The following is a 17,399-nucleotide window of genomic DNA, read 5'->3' on the forward strand; positions in this document are numbered from 1 at the left end:
CCTGCATCGGGCAGAAAAATTTCACTGCCCTGAAGAACGGTGCTTGTCTCGGCGGCCTTGTCTGGCTTAGCCTCCGCAGTTGGAAGTATGGGAAGAGGAGAGGGCTGGCCGGGAGCATTCGTGTTCCCGGACCAGCCCCACCGCCGCGAAGGGCATCAGGAATAACCGGTCGCGCGGAAGGTTTCAGGCGCGTGGCCCCGTCTGGGAGTGCAGCCTTTGCCCGACACCGCCGTTGCTGACGATATCCACGATCTGGTGCTCGATGTGCTGCGCCATCGGATCGGCAAGGATGAACGCGCCGCCAAGCCGCATGACTGGTTTCATGCCGCTATCCTCTCGCTGCGCGACAAGATCGTCGACGCATGGATGGATTCGACGCGGCGTACCTATGACACCGGCGGCAAGCGGGTCTATTACCTCAGCCTGGAGTTCCTGATCGGGCGGCTGATGCGCGATGCGCTCTCCAACATGGGCCTCACCAGTGAGATGGCCAAGGCGCTGCGTGACCACGGTCTCGATCTGGCGCAGCTCGAAGAGCTGGAGCCCGATGCGGCGCTGGGCAATGGCGGTCTGGGCCGTCTGGCCGCCTGCTTTATGGAGAGCCTCGCCAGTCTGGATATCCCGGCCTATGGCTATGGCATCCGCTATCTCAACGGCATGTTCCGCCAGCGCATCGATGATGGCTGGCAGGTGGAACTGCCCGAAACCTGGCTTTCCCACGGCAACCCCTGGGAGTTCGACCGCCGCGAAAGCAGCTATTTCGTCGGCTTCGGCGGTGAGGTGAGCGAGAGCGCCTCGGGCGGCGTCACCTGGCACCCCAAGGAGCAGATCGAGGCCAGCGCCATCGACACGCCCGTCGCCGGTTGGCGCGGCAAGCGGGTGAACACGCTGCGCCTGTGGACGGCCAATGCGCCCGATCCGCTGCGCCTCGATGCCTTCAACGCGGGCGACCATGCCGGGGCGCTTCAGGCGCAGGTGCGGGCCAACAGCCTTGTGCGCGTGCTGTACCCCGCTGACAGCACGCCTGCGGGGCAGGAGCTGCGTCTGCGGCAGGAGTATTTCTTCTCCAGCGCCTCCATTCAGGACATCGTGCGGCGCCATGTGCAGTATGATGAGGACATTCGCACCCTGCCGGACCGCGCCGCGATCCAGCTGAACGATACTCACCCCAGCGTGGCCGTGGCCGAGCTGATGCGCCTGCTGGTCGATGTCCACAATCTGGACTTCGATGAGGCGTGGGATATCACCAAGCGCACCATCGCCTACACCAATCACACGCTGCTGCCCGAGGCGCTGGAAAGCTGGCCGCTGCCGCTGTTCGAGCGGCTGCTGCCGCGCCATATGCAGATCATCTATTCGATCAACAGCCGCGTGCTGCGCGAAGCCCGCAAGGCGGGCATGAGCGGCGAGCAGATCTCCGCCATCAGCCTGATCGACGAAGGCGGTGAGCGCCGCGTGCGTATGGCCAATCTGGCTTTCGTGGGCGCGCATAGCGTCAATGGCGTGGCCGCGCTGCACACCGATCTGATGAAGACCACGGTCTTTGCCGATCTGCACAAGCTCTATCCTACGCGCATCAACAACAAGACCAATGGCGTTACGCCGCGCCGCTGGCTGCAGCAGTGCAATCCGGGGCTGACCGCGCTCATCAAGGACGCCATCGGCCCCGATTTCCTCGATGATGCCCAGAAGCTGGTGGCGCTCAACGATCTGGCCGAGGACGCGCAATTCGGCGAACGCATCGCCGAGGTGAAGCGCGCCAACAAGGTTGCGCTGGCCGCGCATCTCAAATCGCTGATGGGCGTGCGGCTCGATCCCGATGCGCTCTTCGACGTGCAGATCAAGCGCATCCATGAGTACAAGCGCCAGCTGCTCAATCTGGTCGAGACCGTGGCGCTCTACGATCAGATCCGCAGCCATCCCGAAAAGGACTGGGTGCCGCGCGTGAAGATCTTCGGCGGCAAGGCGGCGTCAAGTTATCACAACGCCAAGCTGGTCATCAAACTGGCCAATGATATTGCACGCCGCGTGAACAGCGATCCCACGGTGGGCGGGTTGCTCAAGGTGGTCTTTGTGCCCAATTACAATGTCAGCGCGGCAGAGCGCCTGATCCCGGCAGCGGATCTTTCCGAGCAGATCAGCACGGCGGGCATGGAAGCTTCGGGCACGGGCAATATGAAGTTTGCCCTGAACGGCGCGCTGACCATCGGCACGCTCGATGGCGCCAACATCGAGATCAAGGACCATGTGGGTGACGACAACATCTTCATCTTCGGCCTCACCGCTGCCGAGGTGAACGAGAAGCGCGCCAATGGCTACGATCCGCGCGCCATCATCGACAACAGCCGCGAATTGCAGCAGGCCGTCCATGCCATCGCCAGCGGCGTCTTCAGCCCTGACGATCCGGACCGCTATGCCGGTCTGATGGGCGGGCTGCATGACCATGACTGGTTCATGGTCGCGGCCGATTTCGACTCCTATGCCGCCGCCCAGCGCGATGTCGATGCCCGCTGGCTCGACCAAAAGGCGTGGCGCGCCAGTGCGATACGGAACATTGCCAATGTTGGGTGGTTCTCTTCGGATCGGACCATCGCAGAATATGCAAAGGACATTTGGGGCGTTTTGTGAACCCAGACCAAGACGCCATCTCGGCCCTGATCGAAGGGCGCCATAGTGATCCTTTCTCTTTGTTGGGGGTGCATCGGGGGCCTTTGGGCACATTCGCCCGTGTGATCGTGCCGGGGGCCGAGCGTGTTGAAGCGCAGGCGCTCTCCGGCACGCCTTTGGGGGTTCTGGCCAAGGTCGATGGGCGAGGGCTGTTCGAGGGAGTGCTGGAAGGCGCCCCTCAACCCCTGCGCTATCGCGCCAGCAGCAATGGTCATGATTGGCTGGTCTCCGACCCCTACAGCTTCGGCCCGGTGCTGGGGCCGGTGGACGATTTCCTGATCGGGCAGGGCAGCCATCTGCGCCTCTTCGACAAGCTGGGCGCCCATCTGATCGAGCATGAGGGCGCGCAAGGCGTGCATTTCGCCGTCTGGGCGCCGCATGCGCGCACCGTGGCGCTGGTGGGCGATTTCAACCATTGGGACGGCGCGCGCCATGTGATGCGCCGCCGCGCTGACACCGGCATCTGGGAAATCTTCATGCCCGGGCTGGGCGTGGGCCATGCCTACAAGTTTCGCATCGTGGGCGAGGATGGCGCGCTGCTGCCGCTCAAGGCCGACCCCTTCGCGCTGGCCAGCGAATTGCGCCCGGCCACCGCCAGCCTCACCGCCCATCCGGTCAAGATCGACTGGCGCGATGAGGCCCATATGAAGCATTGGGCCAGCGTCGATCCGCGCCGCGTGCCGATCTCGATCTACGAGGTCCATGCCGGCAGCTGGCAGCGCGACGATGATGACTGGTTCCTCACATGGGATGCTCTGGCCGACCGGCTGATCCCATATGTGGTGGATATGGGCTTCACCCATATCGAGTTCCTGCCGATCTCCGAACACCCCTATGATCCCTCATGGGGCTATCAGACCACCGGGCTATACGCCCCCTCGGCGCGCTTTGGCGATGCGGAGGGCTTTGCCCGCTTTGTCGATGGTGCGCATCGCGCCGGGATCGGGGTGATCCTCGACTGGGTGCCCGCCCATTTTCCCACCGATGCCCATGGCCTTGCCCGTTTCGATGGCACGGCACTCTACGAGCACGAAGACCCGCGCCTCGGCTTCCACCCCGACTGGAACACGGCGATCTACAATTTCGGACGTCGGGAGGTGGCCTCCTTCCTCGTCAACAACGCCCTGTTCTGGGCCGAGCGCTATCATGTCGACGGGCTGCGCGTCGATGCCGTGGCCTCGATGCTCTACCGCGATTACAGCCGCGAGGGTGGTGACTGGCTCCCCAACGATCAGGGCGGGCGCGAGAATTGGGAAGCGGTGGATTTCCTGCGCGCCATGAACCGCGCCGTCCACGCCACGCATCCCGGCTTCCTGACCATCGCCGAGGAAGCGACCAGCTGGCCTGGCGTTACCACGCCGGCCTATGAGGTGGAGCAGCCATCGCCCGCCGGGCGTCCCTCGGCGCTGGGCTTCGGCTTCAAGTGGAACATGGGCTTTATGCATGACACGCTCCGCTATCTGGGGCGTGAGGCCGAGCATCGCAAATACCACCATGACGACATCACCTTCGGCCTGATGTACGCCTTTGATGAGAATTTCGTGCTGGCGCTCAGCCATGATGAGGTGGTCCACGGCAAGGCCAGCCTGATCCACAAGATGTCGGGCGATGACTGGCAGAAATTCGCCACTCTGCGCGCCTATTACGCGATGATGTGGGCCTATCCGGGCAAGAAGTCGCTCTTCATGGGCCAGGAGTTTGCCCAGCGCCGCGAATGGTCAGAAGAACGCGCGCTCGACTGGGAGATGCTGGAGTATGCCCCCCATCGCGGCATCCGCGATGTGGTGCGCGATCTCAACCGTACCTATCGCGAGAAGCCCGCGCTCCATGCCCGCGATTGCGAGCTGGAGGGCTTCGAATGGCTGATCGTCGATGATGCCGCCAATTCGGTTTTTGCCTGGCTGCGCAAGGCGCCGGGGGAACATCCGGTCGCGGTGATCGCTAACATGACGCCGCATGTCCACGAAACCTATCGCGTCCCCCTGCCGCATGACGGCATCTGGGCCGAGATCATGAACACCGATGCCGTTGAATATGGCGGCAGCGGCGTGGGCAATATGGGGCGCGTGGTGGCGCGTGATGGCGGCGGCAAGATGGTGCTGCCACCGCTCGCCACGGTGATGCTGGAATGGACCGGCAAGAAGGATACCGCCAAGGGGGCCGTGCGGGCCACCTCGGCAAAGGCAACGGGTCAAAAGACCAAAGGGGAGAAGGCTGCATGAGGGATACCTCCGGACAACCACTGGCGCGTGAGGCGATGGCCTATGTGCTGGCAGGCGGCAGGGGCAGCCGCCTGAAAGAGTTGACCGACAACCGCGCCAAACCCGCCGTCTATTTCGGCGGCATGAGCCGGATCATCGATTTTGCGCTCTCCAATGCGATCAACTCCGGCATCCGCCGCATCGGCGTGGCGACGCAATATAAGGCCCACAGCCTGATCCGCCATATGAACCGCGCCTGGAACTTCATGCGCCCCGAGCGTAACGAAAGCTTCGACATTCTGCCCGCCAGCCAGCGCGTCTCCGAAAGCCAGTGGTATGAAGGCACGGCGGATGCGGTCTATCAGAACATCGACATCATCGCGGCCCATGCCCCGAAATATATGGTCATTCTGGCGGGCGATCACATCTACAAGATGGATTACGAGCTGATGCTGCGTCAGCATGTGAACAGCGGCGCGGATGTCACGATCGGCTGTCTGGTGGTGCCGCAGAAAGAGGCGACGGCCTTTGGCGTGATGCATGTCGATGAGACCGACACCATCACCGATTTCGTCGAAAAGCCTGCTGATCCGCCCGAGATCCCCGGCATGCCGGGCTGGTCGCTGGCCAGCATGGGCATCTATGTCTTCGACACAAAATACCTCTTCGAGCGGCTGAAGGAAGATGCCGCCGATCCCAATTCCAGCCGCGATTTCGGACATGACATCATCCCGCGCATCGTGAAGCATGGCAAGGCGGTGGCGCATCGCTTCACCGAAAGCTGCGTGCGCGCGGCGGAGGAAATCGGCGAATACTGGCGCGACGTCGGCACGCTGGACGCCTATTTCGAGGCCAATCTGGACCTCACCGATGTGGTGCCGCGCCTCAATATGTATGACCGCGACTGGCGCATCTGGACCGATCAGGTTGTCGCCAGCCCGGCAAAATTCGTCCATGACGAGGAAGGGCGGCGCGGTCATGCGATCTCCTCTCTGATCTCGCAGGATTGCATTGTTTCGGGGGCCACGGCGCATCGCTCGCTGCTGTTCACGGGTGTGAAGATGGGGTCTTACTCTAGCGTCAGCGAAGGGGTGATCCTGCCCTATTGCAACATCGGGCGCGGGGCGTCCCTGAAGCGTGTGATCGTCGATTCCGGTGTGCGTATTCCGGAAAATCTTGTGGTGGGCGAGGATCCAGAATTGGATGCAACCCGCTGGCGCCGAACGGAAAATGGTGTATGCCTCATCACCAAATCGATGATGGATCAATATTTGGCGGGGCAATAGGATGATCCGCGTTCTCTCGCTCGCTTCGGAGGCGGTGCCGCTGGTGAAAACCGGCGGCCTTGCCGATGTGGTGGGCGCTCTGCCCCATGCCATCGCCGCCCATGGCGTGCAGATGAGCGTGATGATCCCGGGATATCCGCAGGTGCTGACGCGGCTCAACCCGCCTGCCGCCAAGGGCAAGGGGAAAGCCAAGAAAGCTGCCACCCCGCCGGTCGTCCATGAATGGAAAGACCTGTTCGGCGGCCCGGCGCGGCTGCTCTCGGGTCAGCTCGATGGCGATCAGGCGGGGGATTTGCTGGTGCTGGATGCGCCCCATCTCTTCAACCGCGATGGCAGCCCCTATGCCGATGGCTCTGGGCGCGACTGGGCCGACAATTGGCGCCGTTTCGCCGCGCTGTCGCGCGCGGGCGCCGATGTGGCGGGCGGTGTGATCGAAAGCATGCCATTCGACCTGCTTCATGCCCATGACTGGCAGGCGGGCCTGGCCCCGGCCTATCTCAAATTCGCACCGCCTGCCGGAGGGCGCTCGGTGCCCTCGATCATGACGATCCACAACATGGCCTTTCAGGGCTATTATCCGGCGGATGTTTTCCCGCGTCTGGGTCTGCCGCCCGAGGCATGGGCGGTCAATGGCGTGGAGTATCACGGCGGCGTCGGCTTTCTGAAGGCCGGGCTGGAATCGGCCTATGGCATCACCACGGTCTCGCCCACCTATGCGCTGGAAATCCGCAGCCCGCAGTTCGGCATGGGACTGGAGGGCTTGATCCAGAGCCGGGGCGACAATGTGCGCGGCATCGTCAACGGCATCGACGCCCATGACTGGAACCCCGCCGAGGACAAGACCATCGCCGCGCGCTTCTCCGCCCGCGCGCTGGCCAAGCGGGTGGCCAACAAGCGCGCGCTGGAAAAGGAATTCGGCCTTGATCGCGATGATGGCCCGCTGTTCATCGTCGTCAGCCGCCTGACATGGCAGAAGGGCATGGATGTCCTGTGCGAGGTGCTGGACCATCTGGTCGGCCTTGGCGGGCGTCTGGCGCTGCTGGGCACGGGCGATGCGGCGCTGGTCAGCGAATTGCACCGGGGCGCCGCGCGTCATGCGGGCCGTGTGTCGCTGCGCATCGGTTATGATGAGGCGCTGGCCCATCGCATGCAGGCGGGCGGCGATGCTATCCTCGTGCCCAGCCGCTTCGAGCCTTGCGGGCTGACCCAATTGTATGGCCTCGCCTATGGCTGCGTGCCCGTGGTGGCGCGCACCGGCGGGCTGGCCGATACGGTGGTCGATGCCAATCTGGCCGCGATCAAGGCAGGCGCCGCCACCGGCATCCAGTTCGCCGGGGTCGATTACCAGAACTTCGCGCTGGGCATCACCCGCGCCGTTGACCTCTACCGCCAGCAGGACGCCTGGACCGAGGTGCGCCGCGCCGGGATGCGCATGGATTTCAGCTGGAACCAGAGCGCGGCGGCCTATGCCGCGCTTTACCGCAATTATGTCGAACAGCCCTCTGCGGAGGGCGCTCCTAACCTTTCGGGGGACCAATGAGCACGCTGACCGTCATCGCCAAGCCCACCACGCCTTTTGCCGGGCAGAAGCCGGGCACATCGGGCCTGCGCAAGAAGGTGAAGATCTTCGCTCAGGAGAATTACGCCGAGAATTTCATCCAGAGCGTTTTCGATGTGGTGAAGCCCGAAAAGGGCGCGACTTTGGTGATCGGCGGCGATGGCCGCTATCATAACCGCACCGTGATCCAGCAGGCGATCCGCATCGCGGCGGCCAATGGCTATGGCCGGGTGCTGGTGGGGCAGGGGGGCATTCTCTCGACGCCCGCCGCCTCGCATGTGATCCGCCATTATGGCGCCAGCGGCGGTCTGGTGCTGTCGGCCAGCCACAATCCGGGCGGGCCGGAGGAAGATTTCGGCATCAAATACAACATCGCCAATGGCGGCCCCGCGCCCGAGGGGATCACCGATGCGGTCTATGAGCGCACCACCAACATTGACCGCTGGCTGACGGTGGAAACGCCCGATGTCGATCTGGATGTGCTGGGCAGCACCGATGTGGCAGGCCTGACCGTCGAGGTGATCGATCCGGTGGCCGATTACGCCACGCTGATGGAGAGCCTGTTCGATTTCGACGCGATCCGCGCGGCGGTGAAGGATGGACTGTCGATGACCTTCGACGCCATGCACGCCGTCACCGGGCCTTACGCGCATGAAATCCTTGAGAAGCGCCTCGGCTTCCGTCTCGGCACGGTGCGCAATGGCACCCCGCTGGAGGATTTCGGTGGCCATCACCCCGATCCGAACATGGTCCACGCCAAGGTATTGTTCGACACGATGTTCGATGCCGATGCGCCCGCTTTCGGCGCAGCCAGCGATGGCGATGGTGACCGCAATCTGATCCTTGGCAAGGGCATCTTTGTCACGCCTTCGGACAGTCTGGCGATGCTGGCGGCGAACGCTCATCTGGCCCCGGCCTATAAGGGCGGTCTGAAGGGCATTGCGCGCAGCATGCCCACCAGCGCTGCCGCCGATCTGGTGGCCAAGGCTTTGGGCATCCCGGCCTTCGAAACCCCGACCGGCTGGAAGTTCTTCGGCAATCTGCTCGATGCGGGCATGGCCACCATCTGCGGCGAGGAAAGCGCGGGCACCGGCAGCGACCATGTGCGTGAGAAGGACGGGCTTTGGGCGGTGCTGCTCTGGCTCAACATTCTGGCCGTGCGCCAGATCCCCGTCTGCGATCTGGCCGCCGAGCATTGGGCGACCTATGGCCGAAACTATTACGCCCGCCACGATTATGAGGCGCTGCCGACCGATGTCGCCAATGCGCTGATCGCTGAACTGACCGCTTCGCTGCCGTCGCTGCCCGGCAAGAGTGTTGGCCCGCTGACCATCGCCACAGCCGACAGCTTTGCCTACACCGATCCCGTCGATGGCTCGGTCAGCAAAAATCAGGGCCTGCGCATCCTGTTCGAGGGCGGTTCGCGCATCGTCTTCCGCCTGTCGGGGACCGGCACGGAAGGGGCCACTTTGCGCGTCTATCTGGAGCGTTACGAACCGGTCGGCGGCAATCTGGCGGCTCAGACACCCGAGATGCTCTCCGATCTGATCGCGGCGGCGCAGGAACTGGCAGGCATCACCCGCCACACGGGCCGCACGCAGCCCGATGTGATCACCTGAGCCCAAAGGACCAAGCCATGGATGACGCCGCGACGATCGCATTGGAGGCTCAGCTGGGCGCCCATGTCATCGCCGGCGAGGGCGGGGCGTATACGCATTTCGCGGTGCGCTCCCCCCGGGCCAGCGGGGTGTCGCTGTGCATCTTCGCTCAGGGCGAGGAGTTTCGCACGCCGATGCACCGGCAAGGCGAGTTCTGGCGCACCACGCTGAAGGGCGATCTGACGGGCGCCGCCTATGGCTATCGCACCGATGGCGAGTGGGCCCCGGAAAAGGGCCTGTGGTTCGATCCTGCGAAACTGCTGGTCGATCCCTATGCTGTCGAGCTGGATCGGCGGTTCGTTTATGATCTGGCGCTGTCCGATTTCGGCGTCGATACGGTGGGGCTGGTGCCTCACACCATCGTGCCGGGGCAGCGCGAGGCGGTGCCGCATAAGGTGCCCATCTTCACGCGCGGCGGGCTGATCTATGAGCTGAACGTGCGGGGCTTCACCCTGCTCCATCCCGATGTGCCCGAGGCTTTGCGCGGCACGGTGGCGGCTCTGGCCCATCCGGCGATCATCGCGCATCTGAAGAAACTGTCGGTCAGCGCGGTGGAGCTTATGCCCATCACCGCCTGGGTGGATGAGCGGCATCTGCCGCCGCTGGGGCTGCGCAATTTCTGGGGCTACAATCCTGTGGCGATGATGGCGCTCGATCCCGGCTTGTGCCCGGGCGGGGTGGCCGAATTGCGCGCGACCGTCGCCGCGCTGCATGATGCCGGGATCGGGGTGATCCTCGATCTGGTGTTCAACCACAGCGGTGAAAGCGATGAGGAGGGGCCGATCCTCTCGCTGCGCGGGCTGGACAATGAAACCTATGCCCATGAAGCGGATGGCCAATTGGTCAACATCACCGGCTGCGGCAACACGCTGGATTTCGCGCAGCCGCATGTCCGCGCGCTGACCCTGGCCAGCCTGCGCCATTTCGTCGAGCAGGCCGGGGTGGACGGGTTCCGCTTCGATCTTGCCCCGGTGCTGGCGCGCTCGCCCGATTACGATCCTCGGGCGCCGTTGTTTGATGAAATCGCCGCCGATCCTGTGCTGGCCGACCGCATCATGATCGCCGAGCCATGGGATATCGGCGAAGGCGGCTATCAGCTGGGGCAATTCCCCCACAATTGGCTGGAATGGAACGACCGCTTCCGCGACGATCTGCGCCGCTTCTGGAAGGGCGAGGGCAGCATCGGTGCCTTGGCCACACGGCTGGCGGGCAGCAGCGATATCTTCGGCGAGCAGGCTTGCCGCAGCGTCAATTTCCTCGCCGCACATGATGGTTTCACCTTGGCCGATCTGCTGTCCTACGACCAGCGCCATAATGAGGCCAATGGCGAGCACAATCGCGACGGGCACGGCGATAACCATAGCTGGAACCATGGCGTGGAAGGCCCCAGCGATGATCCAGAGGTGCAGGCAGCCCGCGCCGCCGATGCCCGTGCCTTGCTGGCCACGCTGTTCGCCAGCACCGGCACGATCATGCTGACGGCGGGCGACGAATTCGGTCGCAGCCAGCAGGGCAACAACAATGCCTATTGTCAGGACAGCCCCATCGGCTGGATCGACTGGCATGCCCGCGATATGGCGCTTGAGGACTTTGTGGCCGGGCTATCGGCATGGCGCGCGGCGCGGGCGCAGCACTTCGAGCAATTCCCCGAGGATGGCCTATGGCTGAACGCTCAGGGCGAAGCGATGAGCATCGCGGATTGGGAAGCCCCCGAAGCTGAGGTGCTTGCTTATGCCAGCCCGGCCTATCGCTTTGCGATTGATCGCAAAACACGCAGCGTCCGGCTGGGCGATGAAAGCGCGGAAACCGGCAGCTGAAGCGCCTGGCCCTGATGGGAAAATTTCATAGGACAGGCCGCAAACGGATCGAAGCGTGCCGTCAGCGCGGCGGATGGACCTTTTTCGGCCCAAAGGACAGCTTTCGCTTCCGTCAGTCACCGTATTGTCTTGTCTTGCCGTCACAGGGCAGGGAATCGTCTTGTGCGAGGGGAAAGCTTGAGTTCGCTCGGGCTGGCGCATAAGGCTGTGTCGCTTTGGCAAAATCTGCCGGATTGTCCCGGCGATTTTGGGGATAGGAATTGGAATGTCTGCAGACCACGTGTCTGGCGGGCATGATGGTGTCGGCCATGATTCGGTCGATGCCCGTCATGCTTTGCCCAAATCGGTGCAAGTGCGTTATCTGATCCTGGCGGGGGCCGGGGTTGCCGCCATTGCGGCGCTGGTGATGCTGGGGAAAACCCTGTTTCATCATGAGGACCAACCGGCGGCGCCGCTGCCTCCGGGTGTGGTGCAGTTGTCCAAGAGCCAGATGGCCAGCGTGAAGCTTGAGCGTGTCGACGCTGGCGACGATTACCAGCGCACTGACGCCACGGGTCAGATCGCGGCGGATGATACGCTTTCGACGCCGGTTTTCCTGCCTTACTCCGGGCAGGTGACGGACGTTTACGTGCAGGCGGGCGCTCAGGTGACCCCCGGCCAGCCCTTGCTCAAGGTGCGGACCGGCGATGTGGTCGATGCGCGCAACACTTTGTTTGCTGCCACGGCCCAGCATGCCAGCGCCAATGCGCAGCTCAAGCTGGCGCAGGCCAATCTCGCCCGTGCCGAGCAGGTCTACAAGACCGCCGGTGGCGCGCTGAAGGATTACCAGCAGGCGCAGAACGATTACGCGGCTGCTCAGGCCAATCAGCGCAGTGCCGAAAGCGCCCTTGCCGCCGCGCGCGACAAGCTGGTGGTCTTCGGCAAGACCGGCGCCGAGATCGGCAAGCTGCAGAATGCGGGCGATATCGGCGGGCTCCACGCCGAAACCGTGTTCCATGCCCCCATCGCGGGCGTGATCGCCCAGCGCTCGGTGTCGAGCGGGCAGTATGTGCAGTCGGGCGGCTCCAGTCCGGTGCTGACGATCGCCAATCCGGCCCGCGTGTGGCTGGTGGCGCAGCTGGCTGAAAGCGATGCTTCCGCCGTCCATCTGGGCGACGGGGTGGATGTGACGGTGCCGGGTCTGGGCAACCGCGTCTTCCATGCCACCATCGACAATGTGGCCCAGCAGCTCGATCCCACCACGCACCGCCTGCCGGTGCGCGCGACCATCGCCAACGCCGATCGCGCGCTGAAGCCCCAGATGTTCGCCAATTTCACCATCCGCCATGCCGTCAACACCGGCAACCGGCCCGATGGCGTGACGGTGCCGGCGCAAGCCGTGATCCATGAGGGCGATGCCGCCCGCGTGTGGATCTCGCAGGGCAATGGCCGCCTCGTCTCGCGCGAGGTCAAGGTGGCGGACAGCAGCGGTGGGCGTGTGCGCATCACCGATGGTCTGAAGGCGGGCGAGGTGGTGGCCACCACCGGCGCCATCTTCGTGAACGAAGCCGGGCTGGACAACTGATACGCTCATGAACAGTTTGATCCGCCTGTCGCTGCGTAACCGCATGCTGATCATCGGCTTCCTTGTCGCCTTGCTGGCGGCGGGCGGCATTGCCTTCTCACAGCTCAACATCGAAGCTTACCCCGACCCTGTGCCGCCGATGGTGGAGATCGTGACCCAGACTTCCGGCCTTTCGGCCGAGGAGATGGAGCGTAACGTCACCATCCCCATCGAGGTGCAGATGGCGGGCATTCCGCATCTCAACACCATCCGCGCGATCTCGCTGTTCGGCCTGTCCGACGTGAAGATCCAGTTCACCTATGATTACACCTTCAACGAGGCCCAGCAGCAGGTGATCAACCGCCTGTCGCAGATGGGCACGCTGGCGGGTGGGGCGCAGCCGGGCATTTCGCCCACCAGCCCCATCGGTGAAATCTTCCGCTACCGCGTCGTTGGCCCCAAGGGCTATTCGGTGATGGACCTGAAGACCCTTCAGGACTGGGTGCTGGAGCGCAAGTTCAAGGCCATTCCCGGCGTCATCGACGTGACGGGCTGGGGCGGCAAGATCCGCAGCTATCAGGTCACGGTCGATACCAACAAGCTGAACGGCCATGGCGCCACCGTGGCGCAGGTGATGCAGGCCATCGGCCATTCCAACGCGAATGCCGGCGGCCAGACCATCAACTTCGGCCCTCAGGCAGCCATCGTGCGCGGCGTGGGCCTGATCCAGTCGGTCGAGCAGATCAACAATGTGCTCGTGACGACCAATGGCGGCGTTCCGGTGCTGCTGAAGGACGTCGCCACGGTCGAGATCGGCAATGAGCCGCGTCTGGGCATCGCGGGCTACGGTCAGGAGGACGACATCGTCGAGGGAGTGGTGCTGATGCAGCGCGGCGCCAAGTCGATGCCGACCATCACCGCCGTCAAGCAGCAGCTGGAGGACATCAACGCCAGCGGCATCCTGCCGCCCGGTGTCCATCTGGAGCGCATCTATGACCGCTCGGATCTGATCAACCACACCACCTCGACCGTGATCGAGAACATGGTGGTGGGCATCATTCTGATCTTCGTGCTGCAATGGGCCTTTCTGGGCAATCTGCGCAGCGCGATCATCGTGGCGATCACCATTCCTTTCGCTCTGTCCTTTGCGGTGCTGATCATCGTGCTTCAGGGCGAATCCGCCAACCTGCTGTCCGTGGGCGCGCTGGATTTCGGCCTTGTGGTGGATGCCACGGTCATCATGGTGGAGAACATCTTCCGCCATATGGTCGAACGGTCCGAGCATGTGAAAGGCGGCCATGGCCACTTCTCGCTGGCGACGCGTCTGTCCTCGGTGCTGCATGCTTCGTCCGAAGTGTCGCGCGGCATCTTCTTTGCCGCCGCGATCATCATCGCCAGCTTCCTGCCGCTCTTCACCCTCACGGGTGTGGAAGGGCATATCTTCGGCCCCATGGCCAAGACCTATGCCTATGCCATTCTGGGCGGTCTGATCGCCACCTTCACCATCGCGCCGGTGCTGGCCACCATGCTGCTGCCCGATGAGCTGGATGAGGTGGATACCTGGCTGGTGGGCCGCATCCGCCGTCTTTACGAGCCGGCCGCGCGTTTCGCTCTGGCCAACCGCCTGCTGACTTTGGGTGGCGCGCTGCTGCTGTTCGTCATTTCGATGTTCGGCATGCGCTCGCTGGGCGTGGAGTTCCTTCCCCATCTGGAGGAAGGCAACATGTACATCCGCGCGTCCTTGCCCGCCTCGATCAGCCTTGAAGGCGGCCAGCCGACGGTCAATGCCATCCGCAAGGTGATCGCCACCTATCCCGAGGCCGAAAGCGTGCTCTCGGCGCAGGGGCGGCCTGACGATGGCACCGATGCCACCGGCTTCTTCAACGCCGAATTCTTCGTGCCGTTGAAGCCCGCCAAGGAATGGCCCGGCGGCATCACCAAGGAGCAGCTGACGCAGCAGATGAACGCTGATCTGCAACAGCGCTTCCCGGGCATCGAGTTCAACTTCAGCCAGTATATCGAGGATAACGTTGAGGAAGCAGCCTCGGGCGTGAAGGGGGCCAATTCGGTCAAGATCTTCGGGCCTGACCTGACCGAGCTGTCCAAACTGGGCGACCAGATCAAGGGCGAGATGCAGAAGGTGCAGGGCATCACCGATCTGGGCGTGTTCCAGTCGCTGGGCCAGCCGACCGTCCGCATCGACATCGACCGGGTGAAGGCCAGCCGCTATGGCATCCTGCCGGATGACATCAATGCCGTGGTGCAGGCCGCCATCGGTGGCCAGTCGCCGGGCGACCTCTATGAGAAGGGCACCGACCGCCACTTCTCGATCATGGTCCGCCTGAAGGCCGAGCAGCGTGACAGTCTGGAAGCGATCCGTCGCATCCCGGTGGGCGTTACCAATCCCAATGGCGGGATGATGCAGGTGCCGCTCTCCGAACTGGCCGACATCAAGCTGACCACCGGCGCCAGCTTCATCTATCGCGAGCATCAGGAGCGTTACGTTCCGATCAAGTTCTCGGTGCGTAACCGTGACCTTGGCAGCGCGGTGGGCGAGGCGCAGGCCCGCATTCAAAAGAATGTCATCCTGCCGCCGGGCTATCACCTGGAATGGGCGGGCGAGATGGGCAACCTCACCAACGCTGTCCATCGTCTGGAGATCGTGGTGCCGATCAGCCTGCTGCTGATCTTCGGCCTGCTGATGGCCAACTTCCGCAGCTTCCGGGACTCGATGCTGGCCTTCAGCGTGATCCCCATGGCGATCATCGGCGGCGTGATGGCGCTGGCCCTGACGGGTACGGCCTTCTCGATCTCGGCAGCCATCGGTTTCGTGGCGCTGTTCGGCATCGCGGTGATGGACGGCATCCTTGTGGTGACGACCTTCAACCAGGCGCTGAACGAAGGCTCCAGCCGGGCCGAGGCGCGCCATGTGATCGTCAGCAACTGTCTGCGTCCGGTGGTGATGACCTGTCTGGTCGCCGCCATCGGCCTGCTGCCTGCGGCTGTGGCCACGGGCATCGGTTCGCAGGTGCAGAAGCCGCTGGCGCTGGTGGTGGTGGGCGGCATGACGCTGGCCCCGATCCTGATCCTGCTGGTGCTGCCCGTGCTGGTCGAGAAGTTCAGCCGTCACGTTGGCCCCAATGACCGCGGCGCTCATGGCAGCGATCCGCATCACTCCATCGAAGCGCAGGGGGAGGGCGCGTGATGAAACGTCTTTTCCTTCTGATGCCTCTGATGGGGGCTGTGGCCGCTTGCACCTCGCTGGGGCCCAAGGCTGAAACGCCGGTGTCGCTGGCCCCCACCGGGGCCGGCAATGCCGAGATCCAGCCGGTCGATCCGGTCAGCGGTGAGCCGCAGCACTTTACCGAGGGCGCCAAAGTGCCCACGCAATGGTGGAAGGGCTTCGGCAATGCCGATCTGGATGCGCTGGTCGATCAGGCGCTGAAGGCCAACAACGATCTGGCGGCTGCGGATGCTGCCCTGCGTCAGGCCAAGGCCTTGGCCGGGGCGGCAGCGGGCGATCGCCTGCCTCAGGTCGATGTCGGCTATGGCGTGGAGCGGGCTCAGGTTTCGAACGTGATCTCGCCGCCCTTGGCCGATCCCAACCAGACGCTCTACACGCTGCATACGGCGACGGCCTCGGTGACCTTCCCGCTCGACGTGTTCGGCGGGGTAGCCAGCAAGGTGAAATCCGCGCGCGCTGCTGCTGCTGCTCAGGCATGGCGGACGCGGGCGGCCAAGACCACCGTGGTGGCCAATCTGGTGCTGGCGGTGGTGCAGCAGGCGGCTTTGGCCGATCAGGTCGCGGCGCAGCGTGAGGCGATTGCCTCGGCGCGCGGCGTGCTCGATCTGCTGAAGAAGCGGCAGGCGCTGGGCGCTGTGGGTGCTTCGGATGTGGCGGCGCAGGAGACCCAGCTGGCCACGGCTGAGACTGCTTTGCCAGCTCTGGAACGTGGCCAATTGCACCAGCAGGCGCTGATCGCGGCACTGCTGGGCGTGGCCCCGGGCACGCCTCTGCCGACACTGCCCAAGCTCTCCGAGATGCATCTGCCTGCCGATCTGCCGGTTTCGGTGCCTTCGGTGCTGGTGGCGGAGCGGCCCGATGTGCGTGCGGCTCAGGCCGCGATGCAGGGCGCGGCGGCGGATGTGGGCAGCGCCATTGCGGCGCGTCTGCCTGCGCTCAGCCTTGCGGCCAATGTCGGCGGGCAGGGGGAGACCTTCTCGCAGATGTTCGCGGGCGGCAATCTGTTCTGGACGCTGATGGGCAATGTCGCCCAGCCGATCTTCCATGGCGGGCAGCTGCTCAACCAGCAACGCGCGGCCAAGGCGGCCTTCGACCAGTCCAAGGCACAGTATCGCGCCAGCGTGCTTCAGGCCTTCGTTGATGTGTCGGATGCGCTGGCGGGACTGTCAGGCGACGGGCGGGCTTTGGATGCCGCCTCGCGCGCCGATGATGCCGCGTCGCGCCAGCTGACCTTCACCCGCCGCCAGCTTGAGCTGGGCGGGGTGGGCACGCTCGATCTGCTCAATGCGCAGAGCGCGCGGGCGCAGGCGGCGGCGGCCCTGGTCGTGGCGCGCAGCAGCCGTTTTGCCGATACGGTGGCGCTCTATCAGGCGCTGGGTGGAGGCGTTTCCGCCGAATAACAACAGCTTGCGTAACAGAATAGGC

General features: G+C 64.1%; 9 protein-coding genes. All 9 read left to right on the forward strand.

The genetic code is table 11. From position 1 onward, the window contains the following. Window positions 1-216 precede the first annotated feature (216 nt). The 9 genes from HGK27_RS06575 to HGK27_RS06615 all read left to right on the forward strand — a co-directional run bounded on the left by HGK27_RS06575 (window position 217) and on the right by HGK27_RS06615 (window position 17,374). The gene (locus HGK27_RS06575) at window positions 217-2,628 is read left to right on the forward strand and encodes a glycogen/starch/alpha-glucan phosphorylase (RefSeq protein ID WP_241126889.1); all 2,412 of its coding nucleotides are present in this window, start codon (window positions 217-219) and stop codon (window positions 2,626-2,628) included. Next, window positions 2,625-4,889 carry a 1,4-alpha-glucan branching protein GlgB gene (gene glgB, locus HGK27_RS06580; RefSeq protein ID WP_206239744.1) on the forward strand — a complete coding sequence of 755 codons (2,265 nt, stop codon included), beginning with the start codon at window positions 2,625-2,627 and terminating at the stop codon, window positions 4,887-4,889. Before HGK27_RS06575 ends, glgB begins: the two co-directional genes overlap by 4 nt. Next, window positions 4,886-6,154 (forward strand): glucose-1-phosphate adenylyltransferase, encoded by a 1,269-nt coding sequence (gene glgC / locus HGK27_RS06585; protein ID WP_206239746.1) that lies wholly within the window; start codon window positions 4,886-4,888, stop codon window positions 6,152-6,154. Before glgB ends, glgC begins: the two co-directional genes overlap by 4 nt. 1 nt (window position 6,155) lies before the next feature. Then, entirely contained in the window at window positions 6,156-7,694 is a 1,539-nt protein-coding gene (gene glgA / locus HGK27_RS06590; protein ID WP_206239749.1) for a glycogen synthase GlgA, read from the forward strand. After that, on the forward strand, window positions 7,691-9,331 hold the full coding sequence (locus HGK27_RS06595) for an alpha-D-glucose phosphate-specific phosphoglucomutase (RefSeq protein WP_206239751.1): 1,641 nt from the start codon (window positions 7,691-7,693) through the stop codon (window positions 9,329-9,331). The genes glgA and HGK27_RS06595 overlap by 4 nt, the downstream gene beginning before the upstream one ends. 17 nt (window positions 9,332-9,348) lie before the next feature. Further along, window positions 9,349-11,187, forward strand: coding sequence for a glycogen debranching protein GlgX (glgX, locus tag HGK27_RS06600; RefSeq protein WP_206239753.1), 1,839 nt, complete (start codon window positions 9,349-9,351; stop codon window positions 11,185-11,187). A gap of 265 nt (window positions 11,188-11,452) precedes the next feature. Next, window positions 11,453-12,751, forward strand: a complete 1,299-nt coding sequence (locus tag HGK27_RS06605; RefSeq protein ID WP_206239755.1) for an efflux RND transporter periplasmic adaptor subunit — start codon at window positions 11,453-11,455, stop codon at window positions 12,749-12,751. 7 nt (window positions 12,752-12,758) lie between these two features. Further along, window positions 12,759-15,935 carry an efflux RND transporter permease subunit gene (locus tag HGK27_RS06610; protein ID WP_206239757.1) on the forward strand — a complete coding sequence of 1,059 codons (3,177 nt, stop codon included), beginning with the start codon at window positions 12,759-12,761 and terminating at the stop codon, window positions 15,933-15,935. After that, on the forward strand, window positions 15,935-17,374 hold the full coding sequence (locus tag HGK27_RS06615) for an efflux transporter outer membrane subunit (protein WP_206239759.1): 1,440 nt from the start codon (window positions 15,935-15,937) through the stop codon (window positions 17,372-17,374). Before HGK27_RS06610 ends, HGK27_RS06615 begins: the two co-directional genes overlap by 1 nt. The last annotated feature ends 25 nt before the right edge of the window (window positions 17,375-17,399 follow it).

This window comes from Novosphingobium terrae (assembly GCF_017163935.1).
GTDB lineage: Bacteria > Pseudomonadota > Alphaproteobacteria > Sphingomonadales > Sphingomonadaceae > Novosphingobium > Novosphingobium terrae.